Origin of the sequence: Thermus sp. NMX2.A1 (assembly GCF_000511705.1) — a bacterium.
In the GTDB taxonomy this organism is placed as follows: domain Bacteria; phylum Deinococcota; class Deinococci; order Deinococcales; family Thermaceae; genus Thermus; species Thermus scotoductus.
Window position 1 is genome coordinate 1 of record NZ_ATNI01000050.1, and the last position, 26,920, is coordinate 26,920.

The following is a 26,920-nucleotide window of genomic DNA, read 5'->3' on the forward strand; positions in this document are numbered from 1 at the left end:
AAGGCAAAATAAAGGGATGGACCTGGTCTATCGCCCCGGGCGCTACCCCTACCTCACCCAGGACCTCCCCGGCGTGGGGGGGGTTATCCGCCTTCTCCCCCAGGATTTCCAGGTGGAGGAGGTGCCCGCCTACCTGCCCAGCGGGGAAGGGGAACACCTCTACTTCCTCCTGGAGAAGGAAGGCCTCACCACCCGCCAGGTGGTGGAGTTCCTGCGGGACGAGGTGGGGGTCCCGGAAAAGGAGATCGGGGTGGCGGGGCTGAAGGACAAGCGCGCTCAAACCCGCCAGTGGTTCTCCATCCCCCGCAAACACGAGGATGCCCTCTGCTTGCTGGAAAACCTTAAGGGAACCCGGCTTCTGGAAGCCAACCTGCACACCAACAAGCTGCGCACGGGCCACCTCAAGGGAAACCGCTTCCGCATTCTCATTCGCGGGGCCCACCACGTGGAACAGGCCCGGGCCATCCTGAAGACCCTCGAGGCCAAGGGCATTCCCAACTACTACGGCCCCCAGCGCTTTGGCCTCGAGGGGCAGAACCCGGTCAAGGGCTACCAGCTGGTGAAGAAGGGTAAGGGAAGGGGAAATCCCTGGCTTAAGCGCTTCCTGATTGGAAGCCTGCAAAGCCTCCTCTTCAACGACTGGGTGGCCCTAAGGATGGAAAGGGGGCTTTACGACCGGGTCATCCCCGGGGACTGGGCCAAGAAGCACGCCACCGGGGGGGAGTTTCTGGTGGAACGGGAAGAGGAGGCGGAAAGGGCCTTGAGGCTGGAAATCAGCGCCACCGGGCCCCTCTTCGGCAAGAAGTACCCGGAGGCCCAGGGGAAGGCCAGGGCCCTGGAGGACGAGATCCTGGCCCGCTATGACCTGAAGCGGGAGGAGTTCCGCGCCCGCCGGGGGGCCAGGAGGCCCATCCGCATCCCCCTTACGGAGTGGACCCTGGAGGAAACCCCGGAAGGGCTTTGGCTGACCTTCTTCCTGCCCAAGGGCAGCTACGCCACCAGCCTCCTAAGGGAGGTGATGAAGGTGGAGGTGGATGCACCGGAAGAGGAAGAAGCCCTGGGGGAGGGCTAAACCCTCCCCCAGCCCTGGGTAGCCGTTAGAAGCGGTAGCCCACCTTGAGCTGGGCCGCCAGCTTGCCAGCGGCGACACCCAGGTCCCCGCCCAGGAAAAGCGGCGCCCCTAAGGTAGCCTTGAGGTCATACTCGGCATCCGCCCGGAAGTAGAGGCTGGTGTTGCCGAACTGGAAGCCAGGGATGACCACCCCAAGCCCCACGCCCCCCTTCAAACCCTCGGCCAGGGGGTAGAGGTAGCGGAAGAGGAAGGCCCCGTTCCAGTTTCCGTTCACGTCATAACCCACGTCCAAAGCCGGCCGCACCTCCCCCACAGGGGGCTGGAAGAGCTGGCAGTGCCAGGAGGCCTCGAGGCCAAAGCCCTGGGTACCCCCCACCGCCGCCAGGGAGGGCTTTAAGTTCTCCACGGAAAACTGCGCCAAGCCTAAGCCCAATACCACCGCCAAAACACCCAGAATCCTCCGCATACAACACCTCCCATGGGCATGTTAATCCATGTTCACGGCCCTTTTCAAGCCCTCATCTAAGGCATCTCCAGAAAACACCCGATACCCCCTATCCCTAAGCACCTCACCCACCGCCTCCCCTATTCCCCGGACCAGGATGGGGGGCGAGCCCAGGTTGAGCATGACCAAAAAGCCCACCACGTACTCGGCCAGCTCCTCCGGGGCCATGGAAGGCCCACCCGTGCGCCCGTAGCCGGGGAGGTCCAAAAGGTAAAAGGTAAACCCTTGGGGAAGCACCTCGGGCCACACCTCGGCCTCCTCCGCCAGGAGGAGCACCGCTGGACCCCTGCCCAGCCGGTCAAAAACCAGGTTGAGCCCATAGAGGTGAAGGTACCCGGTTCGCCTCATAGGGCAAGGCCTCCGGGCAAGGGACGGAAAGCTTCCCCCAGGAGAAAATCCGCCACCAGGTCCACCACCTCCTCCCTAGCCTCCCAGGGCACCAGGTGACCCGCCTCCTCCAGGGTAAAGCGCAAGGCCTCCCCCTTGGCGAAGTCCGCCACCTCCCTGCCGTAAAAAGGCGGGGTAAAGGCATCCCAGGCCCCCTGGACCACCAGGATCCGGGCCTCCGTGCCCCTAAGCCAGCGGCGTTCATCGGAAAGCCCTTCCATAAGGGCCAGCCAGGCCTGCACCCCTTTCTCCGAAAGCCCTTCCCTCCAGGCGGCGAAGATCTCCTCGCTTCCCGCCGCACGGGGGCCAAAGAAAAGAGCCCGGCCCACCCGGGCAAACCCCTCCATCCCTCCCACCTCCAAACCAAAGCGGAGGGCGGCCAGCTTGGCGGAAAGAAGGGCATCCCGCCGCAGGATGGGGGAAAGGAGCACCAGGCTTCTTGCCCCCTCCTGAAAGCCCACCTTCAAGGCAGCAAGGGCCCCTTCCGCAAAGGCGATCAGGTGAAGCCCCTCCTCCGAGGGGAGGTCCAGGAAAAACTCCAGCCCCGCCGGGGGGGAAAGAAGCCCAGGAAAAAGCCGTATCTCGCCCACGCCCCCTTTATACTCCAAGGCATGGAAGGAAAAACCATTCCCCAGCGGGAAACCCTGGATGCCACCTTGGGGGTGCGCTACCTGAAGCTGGAAAAGGAGGAGGTGGTGGCCGAGCTAGAGGTGACCCCCAGGGTGCACCAGCCCTTTGGCTTCCTCCACGGGGGAGCCACGGTGGCCCTGGCGGAAAGCGTGGCCAGCGTGGGGGGATTCCTCAACTGCCCGCCAGGGCATGCCGCCTTCGGCCTGGAGATCAACTGCAACCACATCCGCAGGAAAAGCTCGGGGACCATCCGGGCCGTGGGAAGACCCCTGCACGTGGGCCGCACCACCCAGGTGTGGGAGGTAAAGGTCTACGACGAGGAGGAGAGGCTGGTGGCGGCAAGCCGTTGCACCCTGGCGGTGGTGCCCCTAGAACCAAGAACGTAACCACCGAAGCCAGTTCCTCCCCAGGAAGTCCTCGTCCCCCAAGGCCCTGAGGTCCCGGTGGCGGTCCAGACCCAAAGGAACCGCCTCGAGGCCGAATCCCCCATCCCAGTCCGTGCCCAGGCCCACCCTCTTGGGGCCCAGGAGGGCTTCCGCATGGACCTTGTGGCGGAGAAAAGCCTCCAGGGGAAGCCTGGGATCGCCCCGCTTCCAACCGGGGTCCAAGAAGGCGTTGAAGGGCACCAAGCCCAAAACCCCATCCCGCTTCCTTAGGGCCTCCATGAGCCGGTCGGAGAGGTGGCGGGGGGAGGGCATCAGGGCCCGGGCGTTGGCATGGGTGGCGCACACCGGGCCCGAGAAGACCTCCAGGGCCTGGAAGGCGGCTTCCTCCGCTAGGTGGGAGAGATCCAGGGCCATTCCCAGGCCCTCCATTTCCCGCAAAAGGGCTTTTCCCAAGTCGGTCAGGGGAGCCTCCTCGGCGTTGCCCCCTGCGTAGGCATTCCGGGTGGCCCAGGTGAGGGAAAGCATCCTGAGGCCCCTTTGCCGCAACGGAGCCAACTCCTCAGGGGAGGCGAGGGCATGGGCGCCTTCCAGGAGGAGCACCAGGCCCGGGATCCGGTCCTCCCGGTGACGGGCGAGGTGCGCCTCCAGATCCCTTCCGTGGCGGAGGATCCTCATCCATCCCTTGGCCTCCCAGGCCTCGTAGAGGGCTAGCTGGGCGTACACCTCCTCCTGCCAGTCCTCGAGGCCCCCTTCCCTGGGGTCCACGAACAAGGTGGCGAAGGCCACTGCCACCCGGGCCTCCCTAAGGCTTTCCAGGGTCACCAAGGGGGTTTCGGGATGGGGGTCCACCTCCCTAAGGCGGTCCAGGGGTAGGGAGAGGTCCCGCTCCAGGATCCGGGCGTTGTAGGCCAAATCCAGGTGGGCGTCCACCATGACGGGGTCCATAGGCAAACTCTACAATGGGGATCGTGCGGCCTTCCGAGCTTCCTCCCCTTCCCGAGGCCCCCGGGGTTTACCTGTGGAAGCAAGGGGAAGAGGTCCTCTACGTGGGCAAGGCCAAAAGCCTGAGGGCCCGGGTGCGGAGCTACTTCCACGCGGAGGGCAAGGCCAGGCGCATCGCCGAGGAGGCCACAGGCCTGGACTTCATCGCCACCCGGGACGAGGTGGAGGCCCTCCTCCTCGAGGCCAACCTCATCAAGGCCCACCGTCCCCCCTACAACGTCCTCCTCAAGGACGACAAGCACTACCCCTTCTTAAAGCTCACCCAGGAGCCCTTCCCTACCCTTTTGGTGGTGCGGCGGGTGGAGGAGGATGGGGCCAAGTACTATGGCCCCTTCCCCGAAGCCAGCGCCCTAAGGCGCATCAAGACCCTGATAGACCGCCTTTTCCCCTTGCGCAAGAACTCCGGCTACCCCATGAAAAAAAGGCGCTACCCCTGCCTGAACTACAGCATGGGCCGCTGCCTGGCCCCTTGCGTGGGCCTTGCCGACCCCAAGGCCTACCAGGAGGTGGTACGCCAGGTGGAGGCGGTGCTGGAGGGAAAGGTGGATGGGCTCCTAAGGGAGCTGGAAGCCAAGATGCGGGAAGCCGCACAGAGGTTAGAGTTTGAGCGGGCAGCGGAAATCCGGGATCAAATGGAGGCCCTAAGGGCCTTCTTCTCCACCGCCCAGCAAGCCTTTGACCCGGAGATGGGGGACCTGGACTTCCTGGGCTTGGCCCAGGCAGGGCCTTTGGCAGTGGTGCAACTGTACCAGGTGCGCTCAGGGCGGATCCTGGGACGCATCAGCCGGGTGGTGGAAAAGGAGGAAGCGAGCCCTGAGGAAATCCTCTGGGCCTTCCTGCGGGACTACTACCTGGAGGCTTCCCCCCTACCCCCCCTGATCCTGCTGCCCTTCCCCCTGGAGGACCTGGAAAGCCTAGCAGCCCTGCTTCACCGCCGCGCCGGGCGGAGGGTGGAGCTAAGGGTGCCCAAAAAGGGGGAGAAGGTAAGGCTTCTCGAGCTGGCGGAGAAGAACGCCCGCCTGGCCCTGGAAACCGAGCTCAAGCAACGGGAAAGGCGGGGGGACCACCCCGCCCTAAAGGCCCTCCAGGAGATCCTGGGGCTATCCCAAAGGCCCTATCGCCTCGAGGGGTACGACGTAAGCCACCTCCAGGGGGAGGCCCGGGTCTTTTCCATGGCCGTCCTGGAGGGGGGTAGGCCCAAGAGGGCGGAGTACCGCAGGATGCGCCTGAAGGCGGGAAACGACGACTACGCTGCCATGGAGGAAGGGGTATACCGGCGCTTCACGGGAAGCCTAAAGGACCTGCCCCTCCCCGACCTCCTCCTGATCGATGGCGGGCTAGGCCAGGTGCGGGCAGCAGCCCGGGCTTTGGAAAGGGCCGGCCTGAGCCTTCCCCTGGTGGGTTTGGCCAAGAAGGAGGAGGTCCTCATCACCCAAGAGGGCCGGGAGATCCGCCTGCCCCTAACCCACCCTGCCCTCCAGCTCCTCATCCACCTTCGGGACGAGGCCCACCAAAACGGGCTCCGCTACCACCAAAAGCGAAGGAGCCAGGAACTTTTCCAGGTGCTAAAGGGCATCCCCGGCATCGGGGAGGCGAGAAGGCGCCTTCTTTTGGAGCGCTACGGGGGGATTAAGGCCTTAAAGGAAGCACCTTTGGAAGAGCTTGCCCGCCTGCCGGGCATGAACCGCAAGGCGGCGGAGGCCCTGAAGGCCGCTTTGGAAGGGGCCCTGGGGTAAGATAACCCCCTGATGGTGCGCCGCGCCCTGGAAGAGGCCATTCACCAAGCCCTCAAGGAGATGGGCCTGGACCTCCGCCTGAAGGTGGCCAAGGCCCCCAAGGACAAGCCCGGGGACTACGGGGTTCCCCTCTTCGCCTTGGCCAAGGAGCTAAGGAAACCCCCCCAGGCCATCGCCGAGGAGCTCAAGGCCCGCCTGGCCCTTCCCCCTTTCGTGGAGGAAGTCATCCCCGTGGGGGGGTACTTGAACTTCCGCATCCGCACGAAGGATCTCCTCAAGGAGGCCCTGAGGCCCAAGGAGCCTTTTCCCAAGAGGAAAGGCCTGGTGCTCATCGAGCACACCTCGGTGAACCCCAACAAGGAGCTCCACGTGGGCCACCTGCGGAATATCGCCCTCGGGGACAGCCTGGCCCGCATCCTGGACTATGCCGGGCGGGAAGTACTGGTCCTCAACTACATTGACGACACAGGCCGCCAGGCGGCGGAAACCCTTTTCGCCCTAAGGCACTACGGCCTCACCTGGGACGGGAAGGAGAAGTACGACCACTTCGCCGGCAATGCCTACGTGCGCCTTCATCAGGATCCCGAGTACCCCAACCTGCAGGGGGGCATAGAGGAAATCCTTCACGCCCTGGAGCGGGGGGAACTCAGGGAAGACGTCAACCGCATCCTCCTGGCCCAGATGGCCACCATGAAGGCCCTGAACGCTCATTACGACCTTCTGGTCTGGGAATCCGACATCGTTCGGGCGGGGCTTCTGGAAAAAGCCCTGAGGATCCTGGAGCAGAGTCCCCACGTCTTCCGCCCCACGGAGGGCAAGTACGCGGGGGCCTTGGTCATGGACGCAAGCCCCTTCATCCCCGGGCTGGAAGACCCCTACTTCGTCCTGGTGCGCTCCGGGGGAGCCGCCACCTACTACGCCAAGGACATCGCCTTCCAGTTCTGGAAGATGGGCCTTTTGGAGGGGTTGTACTTCCAGCCCTACGAGAACCCCTACTACCCGGCCCTGAGAACCAGCGCCCCCCAGGGGGAACCCTACACCCCCAGGGCCCGGGAAACCATCAACGTCATCGACGTGCGCCAAAGCCACCCCCAGGCCCTGGTGCGGGCGGCTCTGGCCCTGGCGGGGCACCCTGAGCTGGCGGAGGGCGCCTTCCACCTGGCCTATGAAACCGTACTGCTGGAAGGTAAGCAGATGTCCGGGCGCAAGGGCCTGGCGGTGAGCGTGGATGAGGTCCTGGAGGAAGCGGAAAGGCGGGCCCTTGCCGTGATAGAGGAGAAAAACCCCGACCACCCCGCCAAGGAGGAGGCGGCCAGGATGGTAGCCCTGGGGGCCATCCGCTTTGCCATGGTGAAGACCGAGCCCAGGAAACAGATCGATTTCCGCTACGCCGAGGCCCTTTCCTTTGAAGGGGATACGGGCCCCTACGTCCAGTACGCCCACGCCAGGGCCCACAGCATCCTGCGCAAGGCCGGGGAATGGGGGGAGATAGACCTTGCCCAGGCCACCCCGTACGAGCGGGAACTGGCCTTAGCCCTCCTGGACTTTGAGGAGGCGGTGCTGGAAGCTGCCGAGGAGAAAACCCCCCATGTCCTAGCCCAGTACCTGCTGGACCTTTCCGCCAGCTGGAACGCCTACTACAACGCCAAGGAGGACGGGAGGCCCGCCACCCCGGTGCTCACGGCACCCCCGGGCCTGAGGGAACTCCGCCTTGGCCTGGTGAGGAGCCTGCAAGAAACCCTGAAGACGGGGCTTTCCCTCCTGGGTATCCCCGCCCCTGAGGTAATGTAAGGGCATGCGCCTCGTCCTCGCCGCCCTCCTCCTTTCCCTCTTGGCCCTGGGCCAGCGCCTGGTTTCCCCCGAGGAGGTGGCCCGAAGCCAGGTGATCCAAAGGGCCCTGCCCGCAGTGGTCCGGGTCCAGGGCTCCCCCACCGCCCCTGGGGAGAACCAGGTGGTGGGCACGGGGTTCTTCGTGAGTCCCTTCCGGGTGGTCACCAACTACCACGTGGTCCAGGACTTGGCCGACCTCACCGTGCGCCTGGCGGACGGGCGCACCTTTCCTGCGGAGCGCTTCGCCGTGGACCCCGGGATCGATATCGCCCTTCTCACGGTACGCGGCCTCCAGGCTCCTCGGGTGCTGGCCTTCAGCAAGACCCCCAGCACCAGCCTTCCCCTGGGCATGGGGGTGGTGCTGGTGGGGTTTCCCTTCGGCCAGGGGCCCCTGGCCTCCTACGGGATTCTCTCCGGCATAGGCCCCCTCGAGGTTCCCTCCCCCGACCCCAGCGTGGGAGCCGAGGTGGGGGAATACCTCTTCACCGATGCCCCCCTCACCGTGGGCAACTCGGGAAGCCCCCTTCTGAACCTGCAAGGGGAGGTGGTGGGGGTGGTGGCGGACGTGGTGGGAGGACCCTCGGGGGTGGGAGGAATCGGGGTGGCCATCCCGGCGGATCTCGTGGCCCAAAGCGTCCAGGACCTGGAGCGGTTCGGCATCCCCCAGCGGGGCTGGCTGGGGGCCAGCCTGGTTAGCCTGGACGAACTTCCGCCGGTGCTCCTCAGGGCGGTGGGCCTCACCACCACCCAGGGGGCCATGGTGGACCGGGTGGACCCGGGAAGCCCCGCAGCCCGGGCTGGCCTAAGGGGAGCCCAGCGGGATGCCCAGGGGAGGCTTTTGGCCCTTGGGGATGTGATCCTGGCGGTGAACGGCAAAGCGGTCAAGGACAAGGCGGAGGTGGTCCGCCTCATCGCCCGCTACCGCCCTGGGGACCGGGTGCGGCTAACGCTTTGGCGGGAAGGACGGAGGCTCGAGGTCACCCTCACCATGGTGGCCCGGCCTGCCAGCCGTTAGGCTACCTTGCGGAGGTAAGCGTGTACATCGCCATAGAAGGCCCCATCGGTGCAGGCAAAACCACCCTGGCCCGGCTTCTTGCGCAAAGGTTTGGGGCCGAGCCCCTTCTGGAGGTGGTGGAGGAAAATCCCTTCCTGTCCCTTTTCTACCAGGACCGGAAGCGCTACGCCTTCAAGACCCAGGTCTTCTTCCTCCTTTCCCGCTACCGGCAGCTTTCCCGCCTTCGGGAAAGGCCCCTCTTTGGCGGGGTGGTGGCCGACTACCTCTTTGACAAGGATGCCATCTTCGCGAGCCTCAACCTGGAGGGCCCCGAGTGGGACCTTTACTTGGACCTTTACCGGGAGCTTTCCCTGAAGCTTCCCCCGCCCGACCTCACGGTCTACCTAAGGGCCCCGGTGCTGGTGCTATTGGAACGCATCCGGAAACGGGGCAGGCCCTTTGAGGAGGGGATGGACCCCACCTACCTCGAGGCCCTCTCCGAAGCCTACGAGCGCCACTTTGCCCGCTACGCCCATCCCCTTTTGGTCCTCGAGGCGGACCAGCTGGACTACAGCCAACCCGGCCCCGACCAGGACCGGGTGGTGGCCCTGGTGAAGACCCACCTGGCCCAGGACGGCAGGACCGCCTAAAGAAGGGTCCAGCATGTATCTGGCCATCGCCGGCAACATCGGTAGCGGCAAGAGCTCCCTCACCGCTTTGCTCTCAGAGGCCTTCGGGCTGAAGCCGGTGTACGAGGCGGTGAGCGAAAACCCCTACCTGGAGGACTTCTACCGGGATATGGGGGCCTACGCCTTCCACTCCCAGGTCTTCTTCCTGGCGAGAAGGGTGCGCCAGCACCTTCTGGAGGTGAACGGGGCGAGGGCCGTGGTGCAGGACCGCACGGTCTATGAGGACGCCCTGGTCTTCGCCCAGAACCTCTACCGGGAAGGCCACTTGAAGGAGCGGGACTGGCGAACCTACCTGGACCTCTTCCAGAGCGTGTCCCCAGCCCTTAGGAAGCCCGATCTTCTCATCTACCTCCGGGCGAGCCTCCCCACCTTAAGGGAGCGGATAAAAAAGCGGGGAAGGCCCTTTGAGCAAAACCTCCCCGACCGCTACCTTCTCGGGCTCAACGCCCTCTACGAGCAACTCATCGCCTCCTGGGACCTCTCCCCCGTCTACGTGGTGGAGGCGGACCGGATAGACTTCGTGGAAAAGGCGGAGGACCGCGATAGCCTTCTTGCCGCCCTCCGCCTGTGGATCCAGCCATGACCCTCGAGGAACTCTTCGCCCCCTTTGGCCTCAAGGCCCCGCCCCTTAGGGTCTTAGGCCTCACCCTGGACTCGAGGCGGGTGGAACCCGGCTATGTCTTCGTGGCCGTGCCCGGGGTGCCCCTTCCCCACCGCAAGCCCTTGGACGGGCACGACTTTATCCCCGAAGCCCTGGCCAAGGGGGCCATCGCCGTGGTGGGGGAAAGGGAGTTAAGCCTTCCCGTGCCCTACCTGCGGGTGGGGGACGCCCGGGAGGCCTTGGCCCACCTGGCCCGCCATTTCTTCGGCGAACCCGACCGGAAACTGGCCCTCTTGGGCATCACCGGTTCCAAGGGGAAGAGCACCACGGCAAGCCTCCTTCACCACCTCCTGCAAGCCGGCGAAAAACCCGCCGCCCTCCTCTCCACCGTGGGCCTCCGCCTGGGAAAGGAGGCCCGCCCTAACATCGGCCATTTCACCACCCCCGAGGCCCCCGAGGTGTACGGGTTTTTGCGGGAAGCCGTGGAAAGGGGGCTGGAAGCTGCGGTGCTGGAGGTTTCCAGCCACGCCCTGGCCCTGAAGCGGGTGGAGGGGCTTTCCTACCGCATCGGGGTCTTCGTGAGCTTCTACCCCGACGACCACCTGGACCTGCACGGCACCGCCGAGGCCTACTTTGCCACCAAGGCCCTTTTGGTGGAGCGCTCCCACCTTGCCGTTTTAAACACCCGCCTGCCCCATCTGAAGCGCCTTCTTCCCAGGCCCCATCTTCTCTTCGGACCGGGTGGGGAGGTGTGGGGGGAGGGCTTGCGGGAAGGGGAGGAAGGCCTCCGCTTTACCCTGCATACCCCCTGGGGCTCGGGGGAAGCCTTTTTGCCCATGTTGGGGAGGTACAACCTGGATAACGCCCTGGCCGCCAGCGCCGCCGCCTTGGCCTATGGGCTCTCCCTGGAAAAGGTGCTTCAGGGCCTCGCCACCTTTAGGGGGGTGCCGGGACGGATGGAGGTGGTGCAGAAAAAGCCCTTCCGGGTGGTCATCGACTTCGCCCACACGGGAAAGAGCCTGGAGGAGGCCCTAAAGACCCTGCGGACCACCACCCGGGGAAGGCTTCTTCTGGTGGTGGGGGCTGCCGGGGAACGGGATCCGAGGAGGCGGGAGGATATCGGGCGGGTGGCGGCGAGGCTTGCCGACAAGACCTTTTTCACCGAGGAGGACCACCGCACGGAGGACCTCCAGGCCATCCTCGAGGCCCTGGCCAAGGCCGCCAGGGAGGAGGGGGGCCTTTACGAGATCATCCCCGACCGCAAGGAAGCCATCTTCCGCGCCCTTTCCGAGGCCCGGGAAGGGGATACCGTCCTCCTTGCCGGCAAGGGGCACGAGCGCACCCTGGAAAGGGGTACCCTGGCCCTGCCCTGGGACGAGAAGGCGGTGGCCCTGGAGGGGCTAAAGGCCCTGGGCCTAGGTGGAGGCGAGCATCCCTAGGGAAGCCACCCATTCCTCAAAGGCCCTGAGGCCCCTATGGTACATGGCTTCCCGCTTCTCCTTCTTGGCCATCCTTCCCTCCACCGGAGGGACCAGCCCCCAGTTGGCGTACATGGGCTGGAAGCCCTTGGGGTTGGCGGTGGCCAGGAAGCGGACCAATCCCCCCAGCATGCTCTCCTCCGGCGGGGCCACGGGTTTTAACCCCCGGTAGCGCCGGGCGGCGTTCAGGCCTGCCAGGAATCCTGTGGCGGCGCTTTCCAGGTAGCCCTCCACCCCGGCCAGCACCCCCGCGGCGAAAAGCCCTTCCTGCTCCTTAAACTCCAGGGTCTCCTGGAGTAGGAGGGGAGCGTTTAGGTAGGTATTCCGGTGCATCACCCCGTAGCGCACGATCTCGGCGTTCTCCAGGCCCGGGATCATCTGGATGAGCCGCTTTTGCTCGGGCCACTTAAGACCGGTCTGGAACCCCACCAGGCTCCACATCCGCCCCGCCTTGTCCTCCTGGCGAAGCTGCACCACGGCGAAGGGTTCCTTGCCGGTCCTTGGGTCCTTGAGCCCCACGGGCTTCATGGGGCCAAAGAGGAGGGTTTGGTAGCCCCTTCGGGCCAGCTCCTCCACGGGCACGCAGGCCTCAAAGAACTCCCGCTTCTCCCACTCGTGGGGGGTGTGCTCCTCCGCCTCGAGGAGGGCCTGGTAGAACCGCCGGTACTCCTCCTCGGTCAGGGGGCAGTTGAGGTAGTCCGCCTCCTGGCCGTAGCGCCCGGCCCGGAAGCATGTTTCCAGGTCAATGCTCTCGTACAGGACGATGGGGCTTGCCGCATCAAAGTAGCTCAGGAAGTGGTCGCCAAACCGGTGCCGTATAGCCTCGGAGAGGGCGTCGGAGGTAAGAGGCCCCGTGGCCAGGATGGCGAGGCCCTCAGGAACCTCCGCCACCTCCTCCCGCACCACCTCCACCAGGGGATGCCGGGAAAGCCTCTCCGTGATGTACTGGCTAAACTCCTCCCGGTCCACGGCCAAGGCCCCTCCCGCAGGCACCCGGGCCTTAGTGGCTGCCTCCATGACCAGGCTTCCCGCCCGGCGCATCTCCGCCTGCAGTAGCCCCTTGGCGTTCGCAGGCCCTTCGCCCCCCAACGAGTTAGAACAGACGATCTCCGCCAGCCTTTCTGTGGCGTGGGCCGGGGTCATGCGCTTGGGGCGCATCTCATAAAGGCGCACGGGAACCCCAAGCCGCGCCAGGGTCCAGGCGGCCTCGCTTCCCGCCAAGCCTCCGCCCACCACCGTCACCCGTTCCATCCCTTAGATGGTACCACCTGGGCTGGTTTGGGAAAAGGGCGAGGGCGGGTAGAATGACCCTATGGCGGTGCGGCACCGGTTCAAGGTGGAGGAGGTTTCGGCCCTTTCGGCCATGCTGCCGGAAACCCGCCTGGAGCTTTTGGAAGGCGAGGTCTACGAGATGGCGCCCATTTCCAGCGAGCATGCGGGTCTGTTGGACTGGCTGTTGCAGGCTCTGGCCAGCCGCACCCTGGGCCAAGCCCATATCCGGGTGCAAAGCCCCCTTTACCTCTCCCCGGAAAACCTACCCCTCCCTGACCTCCTCCTCCTTAAGCCCCGGGAGGACTTCTACACCCAAAGCCACCCTACCCCCAAGGAGGTCCTCCTTCTGGTGGAGGTGGGTTTTTCCACCTACGCCTTTGACCGGGGGGTAAAGCTGCCCCTTTACGCCCGCCATGGGGTGCCGGAAGTCTGGCTTTGGGGGCCGGAAGGCCTCGAGGTCCACCGAGAACCCCAGGAAACCACCTACCGCCACCGCTTCCTGGTGGAAAGAGGTGAAAGGATCGCCCCTCTTCTCCTCCCCAGGGCAGAAATCCTCTGGACCCCTCCCCTATGAGCCTAGCCAAGCGCATCATCCCCTGCCTGGACGTCCACGCGGGCCGCGTGGTGAAGGGGGTGAACTTCGTCAACCTCCGCGATGCGGGCGACCCCGTGGAAGCCGCCCAGGCCTACGACGAGGCCGGGGCCGACGAGCTGGTCTTTTTGGACATTTCCGCCACCCACGAGGAGCGGGCCATCCTCCTGGAGGTGGTGGCCCAGGTGGCGGAAAGGGTCTTCATCCCCTTAACCGTGGGGGGAGGCGTCCGCTCCTTGGAGGATGCCCGTAGGCTTCTTCTGGCCGGGGCCGACAAGGTGAGCGTGAACTCGGCCGCGGTGAAGCGCCCCGAACTCATCCAGGAGCTTTCGGACCACTTCGGCTCCCAGGCGGTGGTCCTGGCCATTGACGCCCGCTGGAAGGGGGACTTCCCCGAGGTCTACATCGCCGGCGGACGCATCCCCACGGGGCTTCACGCGGTGGAATGGGCCCTTAGGGGGGTAGAGCTTGGCGCCGGGGAGATCCTTCTCACCAGCATGGATAAGGACGGCACCAAAGAAGGCTACGACCTCAGGCTCACCCGCATGGTGGCCGAGGCAGTGAGCGTGCCGGTGATCGCAAGCGGAGGGGCGGGGAAAAAGGAGCATTTCCTCGAGGCCTTCCTGGCCGGGGCCGACGCCGCTTTGGCCGCCAGCGTCTTCCACTTCGGTGAGATCCCCATACCCGAACTCAAGCGATTCCTGGCCGAACAGGGCTTGGAGGTGCGCTTAGATGGACCTATCCCAAGTGAAGTTTGATGAACAGGGCCTAGTGCCCGTGGTGGTACAGGATGCCAAAACGGGCGAGGTCCTGACCCTGGCCTACGCCAACCGGGAAGCCCTGGAGGAAACCCTCAGGACAAGGCGGAGCACCTTCTATAGCCGGAGCCGAAAGACCCTGTGGCGCAAGGGGGAAACCTCGGGGAACATCCAGGAGGTGGTGGAGGTCCTCCTGGACTGCGATGGGGATGCGGTGGTCTACCGGGTCCTTCCCCACGGCCCCGCCTGCCACACGGGGGAGCGAAGCTGCTTCCACCGCCCCCTCCTTCCGGGTGAGCCCTCCCTGGGTTTTGTCCTTTCCCAGGTTTTTTCCACCATCCAGGAACGCCTAAAGACCCTCCCCGAGGGAAGCTACGTGGCCAAGCTTCACCAGGCGGGCCTGGACCGGATCCTGAAGAAGATTGGGGAGGAGGCCGGGGAAGTCATCATCGCCGCCAAGAATCAAAGCCCTGAGGAGGTGCGCTGGGAAGCCACGGATCTTCTCTTCCACCTCCTCATCGTGCTGGCGGAACTAGGGCTCACCCCAGAGGACCTGGCCAGGACCCTCTGGGAGCGGCACCGGCCCCCAGGCGGCCCTGGGCCCAGCTAAGCACCCCCTTTCCCCCTGGCCTTAGCGCCGCCTCCCCCGGGCGGGAGCGCTCAGCCAGAGCCTTCCTTCCAGAAGGACCACCCTCCCAAAAAGGCGGAGCCATCCCAGGAGGTAGGCGGTGAAGCCCTTCTGCCGCAAGCGCCGGAGATAGCGCCTCCTTAGGCGGAGGAAGCGCTTTTGGGTGGCCTTTCGGTAAAGCCAGGGGCCGTCGGGCACCAAGGCGGTCATGCTTCCAGCTTAGCCCAACCCTTATGATGGAAACATGGAAATAGAGCGCCGACTGGTCCTCGAGGTGGTGCGGGTAACCGAACAGGCCGCCCTGGCAGCAAGCCGCCTGGCGGGCAAGGGGGATAAGGAAGCCGTGGACGAGGCGGGCACCCAGGCCATGCGCCGGGTCCTGAACGAGCTTCCTATAAAAGGCACGGTGGTCATCGGCGAAGGGGAGATGGACGAGGCCCCCATGCTGTACATCGGGGAGGTCCTGGGCCAAGGGGGCGTGGAGGTGGACATCGCCGTGGACCCCGTGGAGGGCACCACCACCGCCGCCAAGGGCCTGCCCAACGCCGTGACCGTGATCGCCATCAGCGAGAAGGGCGGCCTCTTCCACGCCCCCGACATGTACATGGAAAAGCTCATCGTTCCCCCCCCGGCCGCGGGGCTTGTGGATCTTTCCTGGCCGGTTTCCGCCAACCTGAAGGCCTTAGCCCTGGCGCTCCAGCGCTCCGTGGAGGACCTGGTGGTGGTGGTCCTGGACCGCCCCCGCCACGAACGCCTCATCCGGGAGATCCGGGAGGCAGGGGCCCGGGTGAAGCTGATCTCCGATGGGGACGTGATCGCCGCCTTGGCCGCCGCCATCCGGGGCACGGGGGTGCATGCGGTGATGGGGATTGGCGGGGCCCCTGAAGGCGTATTGGCCGCCGCCGCTTTAAAGTGCCTGGGCGGGGAGATCCAGGCCCGGTTCACCCCGCAAAACGAGGAGGAACGAGCCCGGCTCAAGGCGATGGGAGGGGACGAAAACCGCATCTACCGCACCGAGGACCTGGCCCCGGGAAGGGAGATCGTCTTCGCCGCCACCGGCATCACCGACGGGGATATCCTCCAGGGAGTGCGCTTCTTCGGGGGCGGGGCCAGGACCCATTCCATCGTTCTGGGCCACGCCACCCGCACCGTTCGGTTCATAGACTCTATTCATCTTTTTGAAACCGGAGCCCGGGTGACCATTCGGGTTTAGACTAAGGGCGTGCCCCGCTGGTACGCCCGGGAAGAAGCCCTAAGGCTTGCCCTGGATTTCTTCCAGGGCGATGAGCTTAGGGCCTCCGTGTTCCTCCACCGCTACGCCCTAAAGGACCCGGAAGGCAGGCTCCTGGAAGCCACCCCAGAGGAGATGTGGCAGCGGCTCGTCCAAGGAGTCACCCGGGTGGAAAAGGGAGCCACGCAGGAGTTCTCCTGGCTCTTCTCCGACTTTCGCTTTGTCCCCGGGGGACGGATCCTCTTCGGCCTGGGGAACTGGCGCCGGTCCACCCTGTTCAACTGCTACTACATCCCCATCCGGGAGGACTCGGTGAAGGGGATTACCCGCTTCCTGGACGAGGCCGCCCGCACCTTCGCCTACGGGGGCGGGGTGGGGAGCAATGCGGATGCCTTGAGGCCCAAGGGGGCTAAGGTGGGCAACGCAGGCATGGAGAGTTCGGGGGCGGTGAGCTTCATGGAGCTCTTCTCCACCCTGGCGGGGGTCATGGGGGCCAGCGGGGGCCGGCGGGGTGCCTTGATGCTCACCTTCTCCGACACCCATCCCGACCTCCTGGACTTCCTCCAGGTCAAAACCGACCCCGAGCGAAGCCGGGTGCGCCACGCCAACATCTCCCTAAGGGCCACGGACGCTTTTTTACAAGCCGCCTTGGCCGACGAACCCTGGACGCTTTCCTTCACCACACCCCGGGAGCACATAACCCGGACCATCCGGGCCAAGGAAGCCTGGGACCTCCTGGTGGAGGCCGCCTGGCAAAGCGCCGAACCCGGCCTCCTCTTCTGGGACCGGGTGCGCACCTGGGCCACGGCCCAGTACGGGGGGATGGAGGTGGAAGGGGTCAACGTTTGCGGGGAGGTTCCCATGGAACCCTATGGGGCCTGCAACCTGGGAAGCCTTAACCTGGTGGCCTTCGTACAGGAGCCCTTTACGGACAGGGCCCGGCTGGACTATGCGGGCCTCGAGGAGGCCACCCGTTTGGCCGTGCGCTTTTTGGACGCGGTGGTGGACCTGGGAAAGAACCGCCACCCCTTGAGGGCCCAACGGGAAGCCTCCTTAAGAAGCCGGCGCGTTGGCCTTGGGATCATGGGACTGGCGGACACCCTGGCCATGCTGGGACTGCCCTATGGTGCGGAGGAAAGCTTAACGTTTGCGGAAGAGGTCATGCGCCGCATCAAGGAAGCCGCCTACTGGGAAAGCACCCGCCTGGCAAGGCAAAGGGGTTCCTTCCCAGCCTTTGACCCAAAGGAGCACATAAAAAGCCCCTTCATCCAGTCCCTGCCCGAAGCCCTCATCCAGGCGGTAGAAAAGGGCCTGAGGAACGCTGCCCTTCTTTCCATCGCCCCCACCGGCTCCATCTCCATCCTGGCCGGGGTGACCAGCGGCATAGAACCCATCTTCGCCCTCACCTACCTGCGCCACGCCGGGGGACAGGTGTTTTTGGCGGAACATCCCCTCTTGAAGCGGTACCGCAGGGAACGAGGAGGCGAGGTGCCGGACTGGCCCACGGCCCATACCGTGGATCCTTTCCAGAGGGTACGCCTCCAGGCCACCTTACAACGCCACGTGGACCAAAGCATCTCCTCTACGGTGAACCTCCCCCGGGAAACCCCCAAGGAGGTGGTGGAAAACCTCTTCCTCACCGCTTGGAAGGAGGGGTGCAAGGGCATCACCGTCTTCCGGGAGGGAAGCCGGGAGGAAGTCATCGAACCCCTGCCCCCGGTGGGGGTCTGCACCTTCTGCCAGACGGCATGACCCGCTACCGCATCGCCACCCGGCCCTACCTTCCCTACCCGGGGGAGCGCCTGGCCCGCAGGAAGGGCCTGGGAGGCGAGTTTTACGAGCTCCGCCCCTATGCCCCTGGGGACGAAATAAGGCGGGTCCACTGGCGGGCTTACGCCAAGACGGGAAGGCTCTACACCCGCCTGGAAACCACACCCGAGCGAAGCCGCTTCCGCATCTACCTGGACGAAAGCGAAAGCATGCGCCTCTTCGGCAAGCTGGCCTACGGGGAGGAGGTGGCGAGGCTCCTCCTGGGGATCGCCCGCCAGGAGGACGCCCTAGCCCGGCTGGAACGGGGCAGACCGGAAGCCCTTCGCCCGGGCCGGGGCACCCTGGTCCTCATCACCGATGGGCTAGACCCCTTGCCCTGGCCCAGGATCCTTCCGAAACGGGTGGTCTTGGTCCAGGTCCTGGCGCCCATGGAGCTGGCCCCGCCCCTCGAGGAAGCCTTCCTCAAGGACGTGGAAACCGGGGAAACCCTCCCCGTGGGCCCGGAGGAGGTAAGGGCGTACCAAAAGGCCCTCGAGGGGCACCTAAAAGCCCTCCGCCTCCTCGCCCTTCTTCGGGGCCGCTACGCCCTTTTGAAGGTGGGAGAACCTCCCCTTCCCGCCCTCCTCCGCCAGGGGGTGGTGGAGCCCCTTTAGTACGCCTGGGTAAACTCCTCAAGCCCCAGGGCCCCTAGCCTTCCGGGGTCCACGCTTCCCTTCTCCCACCCCGCAAGCCGCCAGTAGGTGCGCACGCCCTCCTGGAAGGCCTCCTTGCCCAAATAGGCCTCTGGACTGCCCTTGCGGAAGGGATGGAAGAAGCGCTCGGGCAGGCGGTCCTCCTCCGGACCGATCCCCTCCCGTAGGTTGAAAAGCCGGGTGAGCTGAAGCGTCCTCTCCCCTACCTCCAGCATCTCCTTAGGGGAAAGCCGCCAGCCTGTGGTGGCGTAGATGGCCTCCTGCCACTCCTCTGGAGTCCAGGGCACAAAGTCGCACATCACCAGGCTGTTCACGAAGCCCCGCTCCCGGGTCTTGGTCCAGAGCATGCGGATTTTGGCCTCGGAAAGGTCCTCTGGGGGAAGGGGCGCAAAGTCTTCCCCATAGAAGCGAAGCTCCTTTAGGGCCTTTCCCTCCTTGGCGAAGGCGGTGTCGTGCAGGTTGTGGTTGTGGTCGGCTCCCGTTGGGCTCACCGCATACCCCACCCCCAGGGCCCGCTTGTACCGGGGGTCATGCATGGGCACCTCCTGGCCCTTCACCTGCATGGCCAGCTCCGGATGGCCGATGGCCTCCGAAAGCCGCCTGGACCCCAAGGCCAAGAGCTCCCCAAGCCGCCCTTCCCTCCGGGCCAGCTTCTCTATGGCAGCGATCAAGGCGTCCCCGTTGCCGAAGCGGAGCCCCAGACCCTCGTCGCCCAGGTAGCCCTTCTCCACTGCCTCCATGGCCGTGGCGATGGTCACCCCCACCCCGATCACGTCCAGACCGTACTGATTGCAAAGGGTGTTAGCCTTGGTGACCGCATAGGGATCCGTGACCCCGCAGGTGGAGCCCAAGGCCCCAAGCCCCTCGTACTCCGGCCCCCCGTACTCGGGGCGCACGTCGTACTTGCCGGTGCCCTCGATCCGCACCACCTGCTTGCAACGGATGGCGCAGGCGTAGCAGGTATCCCGACCGATGCGGATGCCCAGGGCATCCAGGCTGGTGCCGTCCAAGGCCTCTGCTCCTTCCAGGAAACCATCTAGAAAGTTGTGGCTGGGAAGAACCCCCCGGAGATTGAAGGGCTTCACCGTGCCCACGGTACCCATGGTGACCAGGCCCGCGGCCCTTTCCATGCGCTCCCCCGCCATACGCCGGGCCAGGGTGGAGAGGAGGGCGGGATCGTGATAAGTCGGACGGGTATCCTTTCTGGCCCGGGCGGAGACCGCCTTCAGGCGTTTGGCCCCCATCACCGCCCCCAGGCCCCCTCGCCCGGCGAAGTGGGCCAGGTCGTGGATCACGTTGGCGGTGAGAACTTGGTTCTCCCCAGCGATGCCGATCTGGGCCACGCGGGTGCTGGGCCCATGCACCGCCTTGAGGAGGGCTTCCACCTCCAGGGGATCCTTACCCCAAAGATGGGAAGCAGGGTGAAGGACTACCTCGCCACCCTCCACGTGAAGGTATACGGGTTCCCCCGCCTGCCCCAGGACCACCAGGGCGTCCAGGCCAGCGTTCTTCATCTCGGCGCCGAAGAACCCCCCGGCCTCCGCATCCCCATACCCTCCGGTGAGGGGGCTTTTGGCGGCCACGGTGTTGCGGCCCGACCCCGAGATGGGGGTGCCGGTGAGGATGCCGGGGGCAAAGATAAGGGCGTTTTCCGGGCCCAGGGGATCCGCTCCCTTGGGCACATGCTTCAAAAGGAGGTAAGCGGAAAAGGCCCTACCCCCAAGCAAGCTTCGCCAGAACGCCTCGCCGTAGCTCTCATACCAGATCCGTCCCGTGGAGAGGTCCACGAAGGCCACGCGGTCGTGATAGCCCTTGGGCATAGCTAAAGTTTAACCCCTGGGGCCAAGGCCCCAGGGGTTAACCCCGGGTTGGGTTAGCGGGTCTTCCCCGCCGAAAGGTCCTCGGCCAGCTTCTGGGCCTTGTCCAGGGCGGACTTGGGATCCGCCTTGTTCAAAATGGCCTCCTTGATGGCCTGGCCCAGGATGTCAAAGCGGATCTGCTCCCACTCCGCCAAAGCCGGTTCAAACTTGGCGTAGCGGCTTTGGCGCACGATGGTGGCGAAGTCGGGGTTCTCGGTAGCGTAGGTCTGGTAGACCGCATCCTTCAGGGCTCCCTCGGTCACCGGCACGTACCCGGTGGCGGTGGCGAAGACCGCCTGGGCCCTGGGGGAGAGGACAAACTGCAGGAAGTCCTTGGCCACCGCCTGCTCCTCCTTGCTGGCCTGGCGGAAGACCACCAGGTTGGTGCCCTGGACCAGGCCAAAGCCTGCCTGGCCGGAGGTGCGGCCCGGTAGGGTGGCCACCCCCAGGTCAAACTTGGCTCCCTGGCGGTAATAGGTGTAGCCGGCGGAGGTATCCACGCTGAAGGCGTAGGGGCCGGAGCCCAGGTTCTGGTTGATGTACCCGGAGGTGATGGCCTTGGCCCACCCTTCCTTCACCCCGTTTTGCAGGAGGGTGAGGGCCTCTACCGCCTCCTTGGAGTTCAGGACCAGCTTGCCGTTTTTCAGGTAGCTTCCTCCCAGGTTGAAGAAGAAGTAGGCGAAGGTGGAGGCATCCGGCTGGAACCAGTAGACAGGTCCTCCTTCCGCCTGGGAAAGCTTCTTGCTTAAGGCCACGAACTCCTCGAGGGTAGCCGGCACCTTGGCCCCGTGCTTCTTGAGGAGGTCCTTGTTGTAATAGAGGACCTGGATGCTCTTGTTGAAGGGCACCCCGTACACCACCCCCCCGAAGCGCACGGCGTTCAGGAAGGCCAGGTTGACCCCCTGAAGCTTCACCCCCAAGGACTCAATGGGCAGAAGGGCCTTGGCCTCGAGGTACAAGGCAATGTTGTTCTCGTAGGCCTGGGCCATGGCGGGCACCTTCCCTGCGGCGAAGGCTGCCTTGATCTTGGTGGAAAGATCCCGGTACCCCCCTTGGGGCACGGGACGCACGCACCGGCCCTGCTGGGTCTTGTTGAACTCCACCACCAGGTTCTCCAGGGCGGCCTTGGGCGCCCCGCCGGTGAAGCCGTGCCAGAGCTCCGCCACCACCTTGGCCTTGGCGCACTGCTCCTTGATAACGTCCTCGGGCTTGGCCTGCTGGGCCAGCGCTAGCCCCAAAACCGCCGCCAGTAAAAGCGCTTTCCGCATACGCAAAACCTCCAGGGAAAGTATACTCCCTGCCCTGTCAAGCCAAGGTCAGCCTACTTAAGCCCCGAGCGGGCAATCCCCTGGATGAACTGGCGCTGGGCGAAGAAGTAGCCCAGGATCACGGGGAGGATCACGAAGGTGCTGGCCGCCATCAAAGCCCCGTAGTCCGACCCCGCCTCGGAAACAAAGGCCTGCAAGCCCAGCTGCACCGTGCGCATCTCCGGGCTTTGGGTGACGATGAGGGGCCAAAGGAGGGCGTTGTAGGCCCCCAGGAAGGTGAAGATCCCGTAGGACACCAGCCCGGGAAGGCTTAAGGGCAGGGCGATACGGAAAAGCTGGGTCAGGTACCCCGCCCCGTCTATGCGGGCGGCATCAAAAAGATCCTGGGGCAAGGAAAGGTAGAACTGCCGAAGGAGAAAGATGCCAAACACCGAGGCCAGCCAGGGCACGATAAGGGCGTAGTAGGTGTCCAGCCAGCCCAGCCTGGCCAGAAGCACGTAGTTGGGGATGAGGAGCACCTCCCCCGGCACCATCATGGTGGCCAGGATGAGCACGAACACCGCCTCCTTGCCGGGAAAGGGAATGCGGGCCAGGGCAAAGGCCGCCAGGGCCGCCAGGAAAAGCCCCACCGCCACCTGGGTCAAGGCGGTGAAGAAGCTATTGAAGAAGTAGCGCCCCCAGGGAGCCGCATGCCAGGCTTCCAGGTAGTTGTGGAGCACGTAGCCCAAGGCCCCGGGCACCGCATTCACCCACTCCAGCCGCCAGTACTCCCCCTGGGAGCGGATGGCGTCGGGGGGCAAGGGTGCCTCCAGAGGGACTTCCTTGGGCCAGAGCACCACCAGGGGCAAAAAGCGGAAGGCTTCCTCCGTGGCGTTGGTCAGCCGCACCCGCCAAGCCCCTTCCCGATACACCACCTCCACCCGGGTACCATCCGCCCGAGGGTCAAAGAAGGCCCCGGGGGTGCGGGGTACCAAGGCCCTGGGCGGATGCCCTTCCCTCCCAGGGAAAACCAGTTCCACGCTCCTTCCAGGTGCCAAGCCCCCCCATAGGGGGCTATCCCCCAGCCGGGCTGCCTTGAGCCAGTTCGCCGGCTTCATGCGCTCGGGAACCCAGATGGGCTTGGCCTGCAGGGCCTCCTGGGGGCTTTTCAGGCTGGTGGCCAGCATCCAGTAGAAGGGAAAGGCCATGACGAGCCCCCCCAGGAGGAGGAGCAGGTGCACGAACAGGACACCGGGCCTAAATCTCATAGTTCACCCGCCTCTCCAAAACCCGCCTTTGAATCAGGGTGAGGACCAGGATGAGGAGAAAGGTCACCATGGCGATGGCGCTGGCGTAGGAGAAATCCGAGTCGCGGAAACCCTTGTTGTAGAGGTAGAAAGCCAGGGTAAGGGTATCCTGCAACACCCCGCCCGTGGGGGTCAGGACGTAAACCTGGGTGAACACCTGGAAGGCCCCAATGAGCCCCAGGGTGAAGAGAAAGAAGGTGGTGGGGGAAAGAAGGGGCCAGGTGATGAGCCGGTGCTTCTGCCAAAAGCTCGCCCCATCCAGCTCCGCCGCCTCGTAATACTCCTTGGGAATGGCCTGAAGCCCGGCCAGGAGGATCACCACCTGGTATCCCAGAAAGTGCCACACGCTCATGACCATGATGGCCACAAAGGCCAGGCTGGGCCCCGCCCAAAAACCCTGGGGCTGAACTCCCAGGGGCTCGAGGAGAAGGGCGAAGACACCCTTGGGCGTGTTCAGCCAGTCGAGACCCGGGGTGCGAAGAAGCCAGTTGAGAAAACCGAACTCCGGGTGGTAGATCCAGCGCCACACCGCCGCCGCCGCCGTGAGGGCGGTGATGTAGGGGAGGAAGTAAAGGGTGCGGTAGAACCCCAGGAAGGCCACCTGGGTGTTCAGGAGGATGGCCACCCCTGTGGCCAGGAGAAGACCCACCGGCACGGTAAAGACCACGTACCAGAAGGTGTTCCCCAAGGCCTTCCAGAAAAGAGGGTCCTGGAGGAGGATGCGGTAGTTCTCCAAGCCAGCGAAGGCCGCGGGGCGCAGGAAGTTAACCCGTTCAAAGAGGCTCAGGTAAAAGGCGTAAAAGGTGGGGAAAACATGCCAGACCAAAAGGAGGGCTAAGGCCGGCCAAACCAAGGCCCAGCCGTAGAGGGCTGCCTGCTCCTTTTCCCTCAGGCCCCGGCCAAACAAGAGGGCGAACAAGAGAGGAGCCAGAAAGGCCAGGGGTGGGAGCCAGTACGCAAAAAGCCCAAGCCCCAAAAGGGCATGGTGCCGACCGAAACGAAGCCCCCACAGGACGAGAAGGGCGTAAAGCCCAAGCCCCGCCCCCACCCAGGCCCCTGGGAGAAAGCCGAGCCGGGAAGCGTACACACCCAGGGCAAGGAGCGCCCCCAAGGAAAGAAGGGCATGAAGGGGAAAGGTCCGCATCCCGTGCCGGAGTATATAGGATGGAAGGGTGTGGACCCTCACCCTGGACACCGCCACTCCCTACCTTTCCTTGGGCCTTTTCCGCGGGGAAGAGGGAGTGGGCCGGGTGGTGCGGCTGGGCCGTAAGCACGAGGAAGCCCTGTTCGGCTTACTGGACGAGCTCTTAAGGGAAGTGGGCGTGGAGCGGGAGGAGATCGGCACCCTGGTCCTGGGGGAAGGCCCGGGTTCCTACACGGGCCTTCGCATCGCTTTGGCAGCCGGCATGGGCATCGCTTTAGCCCATGGAGCCAAGGTGTTTGGGGTAAGCTCCCTCCTTGCCGCCTGCTGGCCCTTTTTGGAGGAAGGTGGGCCTCCCCTAACCGCCCTTTTCACCGCCAGAAACGGGCTCTACTATGGGGCCACCTATGCCAGGCGTGAGGGGAAAACCCTTGTGCTCGAGCCCCCCAGGAAGCTCAAAGCCCAGGAGGTCTCAAGGGCCCAGCTCCCGGGTAGCCACCTTCTCCTGGACGTCCCCCCAGATCCCAGGGCCCTTTACGAGCTTCTGCCCTTTGCCAGGGATGGGGTGGAGCCCTTGTACCTTTGAGGCTTCTCTTGCCAGTGAACCTCAAGGCAGGAAGATTCGGAATCTCTTTTCCACCAGTTTCTGCCCCTGCCGGGCCACCACCTTGAACACCAAGGCCCGCCTGGTACCCAGGGGCTCCGCCAGCCCGGCCAGCTTCTCGTCCACCAGGAGGCGGGTTCCATAGGTTCTTTCCCCCACCAAAGCCAGGGCTAAGCCTTCCCCCGTGGGAAGGAGGAGGGAAACCCCTTCTGCGGGGAATCTGACCCGCACCTTTATCTCCACTTCCTCCCCCGGGGAAGCCCTTGCGGGGACCACCTCCACCTCGAGGAGTTCCCGGCCTTCATCCAGGGGAAGGAGAAGCTCCCGGGAAAACCCCTCTCCCTGAAGCCTCAGGACCAGGGTCTTCTCCGCCTCCCAGGGAACCTGGAAGGTGAAACGGAGGGTTCCATCGGCCTGCGGAGTGCCCGCAAGGGTCTTACCATCCCAGGCAAGCCAGAGGTTGCCCCTGACCCCTCCCACCTCCAGGCGCACCTCCTCCCCGGGGGCAGGCTTCGGCGGGAAGAAGCGGATAAAGCGGAAGGCGGCCTCCTCCAAGACCTCCACGGGCCTTTTCTGGAAGGTCAGGACCAGGGACTTCTCCTCCAGGGCCTTTAGGAGAACCTCCCCATCCCCTTCCCTCGCCTGGTATCCCGGGAGGGCCTGGGGATACACCCGGTAAACCCCGGGGGGCAGGACCGCCTGAGCCCCACAGGCCACCTGGGCCACCATCCCCGCCGCCAGATAGGCTCCCCTCCCTCCCTCACCCTCGCAAACCAGGCGCAGGGCCGAAGCCGGGGGCAACTCCAGGCGCAAAGGAGCCCGTCCATCCGCTTCCACCTCCAGGGGAAAGGCCAGGGTTCCCGGAGGCGGAAGGATGCGCACCCTTCCCCCCTCCCGGGGCAGGTAGATGCGGAAGCGCCCTTCCCCATCGGTCAGGGTGGACATCCCGGGGACCACCACCCGGGCCGAGGCCACGGGTTTCCCCTCCAGAAGCACCTGCCCCTCCAGGGGAAGCCGGTCGTAGCCACCCAGGGCCAGGGTTACCTCCTGGGGAACCCCCAGGCTGAAGGCGTACCGTCCCTCCAGGCCCAGGCGGGTGCTACCGGGAGTCCACCATCCCTCCAGGCGGAGCCCGTAAGGTCCCTCCTCCCACGTCCAGGTTCCCATCAGGCTTCCATCCAGGGGGAAAAGCCCCAGCTTCCCCTGAAGGCCAAAACTCATGGACCCAAGCCGGTACGATAGGCCAGCCCCGAGCGCCCTCTCCTGGCCCAGGCTGGCCGAAAGCTGAAGGCGAAGGGCAGGGTCCAGGGGCCACGAAAGATTTCCTGCAAGCATCCCTCCATAGGGGTCCAGAGCCCCCTCCAGCCGGTAGGTACCCTCACCCAGGCTTCCCCAGTGGCTCCCCCGAAGGGAAAGGGCGGGGAAAAGGGTTCCCTCCAAGCTGAACCCCGGGATGCTTCCACCCAGGAGCAAGCCTCCTTCCCAGGCCAGGAAGTAGGCGGGCTCCCCCGTCCGCTCCAGGCGGAAAAAGGGAGCCTGGCAACCGGTTCCTTCTCCCAGGGTGCACCCTCCCTGGAGGGAAAGGCCGAAGGAGGCGTAGGAAAGGCGGAAGCGCTCCGGCCTGACCTCCAGGCGGTAGGTATCCCCCGCCTCCCTCCATTCCCCCTCCAGGGACCAGGGATAGGCCACGGCCAGGTACAGGGGGCCCTCCCGGTAGGCAAGCCCCAGGGAGGGCAGGGTGCTCAAGACGAGGCCGAAGGACCCGAGGTCCAGCCTGAGACGCCCGGAAAGCCGCTGGCCCTCCCCTTCCGCCCGCAGGCTCACCCCCACCCCCTGAGCCAGAGGACCCTCCAGGGCTAAGGCCCCATAGGGCCCAGGGTATCCCAGGGTCAGCCTCCCCTCGAGGCGGTAGGGGGAAGGACCTCCCCCCTGGCCCTCCATCCGCACCAGGTACCGCTCCCTTCGCTCCCCGTAGGCGAGGACGAGGACCAGGTTTCCCCCTTCCCCCGGGGCAAGGGAAAGGACTTTCTCCTCTCCAGGTGCCAGATCCACTTCCTGAAGGGGAAGGAAAACCGGGCTCTCCGGGGCCGAAGACAGGGAAACCCTTAAGGGAACATTGCCCCGGTTTTCCAGCCTGAGGGTGAGGGTGCCCTCGGCTCTGGCCGGTACCTGGGCCACCAGGCGCTCCACCCTGGGCACCTCCACCTCCTGGCAGAGGGTGGCCTCTCCGAATACCAGGCACACCGGGTAAACCCCCGGGGAGAGGGTGAAGGGTACCTCCAGCACCACCAGGGCGAGGCCTTCCCCCTTGTCGGGAAGGAGGAGGGGGCGGAAGGGCTCCACCTGCCAGGAAAGGGTACCCCTCACCCCGCTGTAGACCAGGGTGAAGGCCTCCCCGGGATGGACCACGGTCCTCCCCAGGGCCAGGCTCCCCATAAATCCCAACAAGACTAGAGCGGAAACCAGGCGGGTGGCGGTGGGAGGGAATAGAGGCGGGCGCATCCCAGAG

Annotated in this window: 26 protein-coding genes; 15 read left to right on the forward strand and 11 right to left on the reverse strand. The window is 65.2% G+C overall.

Annotated features, from left to right (window positions below; all coding sequences use genetic code 11):
* Positions 1-16: 16 nt before the first annotated feature.
* On the forward strand, positions 17-1,072 hold the full coding sequence (gene truD / locus TNMX_RS03950) for a tRNA pseudouridine(13) synthase TruD (RefSeq protein ID WP_038029737.1): 1,056 nt from the start codon (positions 17-19) through the stop codon (positions 1,070-1,072).
* A gap of 25 nt (positions 1,073-1,097) precedes the next feature.
* Here truD and TNMX_RS03955 read toward each other — a convergent pair whose 3' ends face one another.
* From TNMX_RS03955 to TNMX_RS03965, 3 genes are read right to left on the reverse strand one after another with little or no spacing between them, the layout of a single operon-like run.
* Positions 1,098-1,538, reverse strand: coding sequence for a hypothetical protein (locus TNMX_RS03955; protein WP_038029742.1), 441 nt, complete (start codon positions 1,536-1,538; stop codon positions 1,098-1,100).
* A 21-nt stretch (positions 1,539-1,559) separates the two neighbouring features.
* Positions 1,560-1,925 carry an alpha/beta fold hydrolase gene (locus tag TNMX_RS03960; RefSeq protein ID WP_038029744.1) on the reverse strand — a complete coding sequence of 122 codons (366 nt, stop codon included), beginning with the start codon at positions 1,923-1,925 and terminating at the stop codon, positions 1,560-1,562.
* Entirely contained in the window at positions 1,922-2,554 is a 633-nt protein-coding gene (locus tag TNMX_RS03965) for an alpha/beta fold hydrolase (RefSeq protein WP_038029747.1), read from the reverse strand. The genes TNMX_RS03960 and TNMX_RS03965 overlap by 4 nt, the downstream gene beginning before the upstream one ends.
* Before the next feature lie 21 nt (positions 2,555-2,575).
* Between TNMX_RS03965 and TNMX_RS03970 the strand changes: the two genes are divergently transcribed.
* Entirely contained in the window at positions 2,576-2,980 is a 405-nt protein-coding gene (locus TNMX_RS03970; RefSeq protein WP_038029749.1) for a hotdog fold thioesterase, read from the forward strand.
* Here TNMX_RS03970 and TNMX_RS03975 read toward each other — a convergent pair.
* Positions 2,963-3,925 (reverse strand): dipeptidase, encoded by a 963-nt coding sequence (locus TNMX_RS03975; RefSeq protein WP_038029752.1) that lies wholly within the window; start codon positions 3,923-3,925, stop codon positions 2,963-2,965. The genes TNMX_RS03970 and TNMX_RS03975 overlap by 18 nt on opposite strands.
* A 14-nt stretch (positions 3,926-3,939) precedes the next feature.
* On the opposite strand from TNMX_RS03975, the gene uvrC reads away from it, so the two are divergent.
* The 6 genes from uvrC to TNMX_RS04005 are packed head-to-tail and all read left to right on the forward strand — an operon-like array spanning position 3,940 to position 11,271.
* Entirely contained in the window at positions 3,940-5,718 is a 1,779-nt protein-coding gene (uvrC, locus tag TNMX_RS03980) for an excinuclease ABC subunit UvrC (protein WP_038029756.1), read from the forward strand.
* 12 nt (positions 5,719-5,730) lie between these two features.
* On the forward strand, positions 5,731-7,509 hold the full coding sequence (locus TNMX_RS03985) for an arginine--tRNA ligase (protein WP_038029761.1): 1,779 nt from the start codon (positions 5,731-5,733) through the stop codon (positions 7,507-7,509).
* A 4-nt stretch (positions 7,510-7,513) separates the two neighbouring features.
* A complete protein-coding gene (locus TNMX_RS03990; RefSeq protein WP_015717745.1) occupies positions 7,514-8,563 on the forward strand; it encodes a S1C family serine protease in 1,050 nt (349 codons plus the stop codon).
* Between the two features lie 20 nt (positions 8,564-8,583).
* Complete coding sequence (locus TNMX_RS03995; RefSeq protein ID WP_015717746.1) at positions 8,584-9,192, forward strand: deoxynucleoside kinase; 609 nt, start codon at positions 8,584-8,586, stop codon at positions 9,190-9,192.
* Between the two features lie 13 nt (positions 9,193-9,205).
* A complete protein-coding gene (locus TNMX_RS04000; RefSeq protein WP_015717747.1) occupies positions 9,206-9,814 on the forward strand; it encodes a deoxynucleoside kinase in 609 nt (202 codons plus the stop codon).
* A complete protein-coding gene (locus TNMX_RS04005; protein ID WP_038029766.1) occupies positions 9,811-11,271 on the forward strand; it encodes a Mur ligase family protein in 1,461 nt (486 codons plus the stop codon). Before TNMX_RS04000 ends, TNMX_RS04005 begins: the two co-directional genes overlap by 4 nt.
* On the opposite strand, the gene trmFO is transcribed toward TNMX_RS04005, so the two are convergent.
* The gene (gene trmFO, locus TNMX_RS04010; protein WP_038029768.1) at positions 11,248-12,561 is read right to left on the reverse strand and encodes a methylenetetrahydrofolate--tRNA-(uracil(54)-C(5))-methyltransferase (FADH(2)-oxidizing) TrmFO; all 1,314 of its coding nucleotides are present in this window, start codon (positions 12,559-12,561) and stop codon (positions 11,248-11,250) included. The two genes, TNMX_RS04005 and trmFO, sit on opposite strands and share 24 nt — an antisense overlap.
* Positions 12,562-12,622: 61 nt before the next feature.
* On the opposite strand from trmFO, the gene TNMX_RS04015 reads away from it, so the two are divergent.
* The 3 genes from TNMX_RS04015 to hisIE are packed head-to-tail and all read left to right on the forward strand — an operon-like array spanning position 12,623 to position 14,542.
* Entirely contained in the window at positions 12,623-13,156 is a 534-nt protein-coding gene (locus TNMX_RS04015) for a Uma2 family endonuclease (RefSeq protein ID WP_038029770.1), read from the forward strand.
* Positions 13,153-13,932, forward strand: a complete 780-nt coding sequence (gene hisF, locus TNMX_RS04020; RefSeq protein ID WP_038029772.1) for an imidazole glycerol phosphate synthase subunit HisF — start codon at positions 13,153-13,155, stop codon at positions 13,930-13,932. The genes TNMX_RS04015 and hisF overlap by 4 nt, the downstream gene beginning before the upstream one ends.
* On the forward strand, positions 13,907-14,542 hold the full coding sequence (gene hisIE / locus TNMX_RS04025; RefSeq protein ID WP_038029774.1) for a bifunctional phosphoribosyl-AMP cyclohydrolase/phosphoribosyl-ATP diphosphatase HisIE: 636 nt from the start codon (positions 13,907-13,909) through the stop codon (positions 14,540-14,542). Before hisF ends, hisIE begins: the two co-directional genes overlap by 26 nt.
* Positions 14,543-14,563: 21 nt before the next feature.
* On the opposite strand, the gene TNMX_RS04030 is transcribed toward hisIE, so the two are convergent.
* Entirely contained in the window at positions 14,564-14,770 is a 207-nt protein-coding gene (locus TNMX_RS04030) for a hypothetical protein (protein WP_038029776.1), read from the reverse strand.
* 34 nt (positions 14,771-14,804) lie between these two features.
* Here TNMX_RS04030 and glpX point away from each other — a divergent pair, with 34 nt between their 5' ends.
* Genes glpX through TNMX_RS04045 form a run of 3 tightly spaced genes read left to right on the forward strand, consistent with a single transcriptional unit; the run spans position 14,805 to position 18,214 of the window.
* Positions 14,805-15,773 carry a class II fructose-bisphosphatase gene (glpX, locus tag TNMX_RS04035; protein WP_015717753.1) on the forward strand — a complete coding sequence of 323 codons (969 nt, stop codon included), beginning with the start codon at positions 14,805-14,807 and terminating at the stop codon, positions 15,771-15,773.
* A gap of 9 nt (positions 15,774-15,782) precedes the next feature.
* Positions 15,783-17,543, forward strand: coding sequence for an adenosylcobalamin-dependent ribonucleoside-diphosphate reductase (locus TNMX_RS04040; protein ID WP_038029779.1), 1,761 nt, complete (start codon positions 15,783-15,785; stop codon positions 17,541-17,543).
* The gene (locus tag TNMX_RS04045) at positions 17,540-18,214 is read left to right on the forward strand and encodes a DUF58 domain-containing protein (RefSeq protein WP_038029781.1); all 675 of its coding nucleotides are present in this window, start codon (positions 17,540-17,542) and stop codon (positions 18,212-18,214) included. Before TNMX_RS04040 ends, TNMX_RS04045 begins: the two co-directional genes overlap by 4 nt.
* Here TNMX_RS04045 and TNMX_RS04050 read toward each other — a convergent pair.
* The 4 genes from TNMX_RS04050 to TNMX_RS04065 are packed head-to-tail and all read right to left on the reverse strand — an operon-like array spanning position 18,211 to position 23,810.
* Positions 18,211-20,073, reverse strand: coding sequence for an aldehyde ferredoxin oxidoreductase family protein (locus TNMX_RS04050; RefSeq protein ID WP_038029783.1), 1,863 nt, complete (start codon positions 20,071-20,073; stop codon positions 18,211-18,213). The two genes, TNMX_RS04045 and TNMX_RS04050, sit on opposite strands and share 4 nt — an antisense overlap.
* Positions 20,074-20,126: 53 nt before the next feature.
* Complete coding sequence (locus TNMX_RS04055) at positions 20,127-21,380, reverse strand: ABC transporter substrate-binding protein (RefSeq protein WP_015717757.1); 1,254 nt, start codon at positions 21,378-21,380, stop codon at positions 20,127-20,129.
* 53 nt (positions 21,381-21,433) lie between these two features.
* Positions 21,434-22,627: a carbohydrate ABC transporter permease gene (locus tag TNMX_RS04060; protein WP_015717758.1), complete on the reverse strand. Its 1,194-nt coding sequence runs from the start codon at positions 22,625-22,627 to the stop codon at positions 21,434-21,436.
* The gene (locus TNMX_RS04065; protein WP_015717759.1) at positions 22,617-23,810 is read right to left on the reverse strand and encodes a carbohydrate ABC transporter permease; all 1,194 of its coding nucleotides are present in this window, start codon (positions 23,808-23,810) and stop codon (positions 22,617-22,619) included. Before TNMX_RS04065 ends, TNMX_RS04060 begins: the two co-directional genes overlap by 11 nt.
* Before the next feature lie 28 nt (positions 23,811-23,838).
* On the opposite strand from TNMX_RS04065, the gene tsaB reads away from it, so the two are divergent.
* A complete protein-coding gene (gene tsaB / locus TNMX_RS04070) occupies positions 23,839-24,393 on the forward strand; it encodes a tRNA (adenosine(37)-N6)-threonylcarbamoyltransferase complex dimerization subunit type 1 TsaB (RefSeq protein WP_015717760.1) in 555 nt (184 codons plus the stop codon).
* Between the two features lie 21 nt (positions 24,394-24,414).
* On the opposite strand, the gene TNMX_RS04075 is transcribed toward tsaB, so the two are convergent.
* Entirely contained in the window at positions 24,415-26,913 is a 2,499-nt protein-coding gene (locus tag TNMX_RS04075; RefSeq protein WP_148228663.1) for a DUF4198 domain-containing protein, read from the reverse strand.
* Positions 26,914-26,920: the final 7 nt, after the last annotated feature.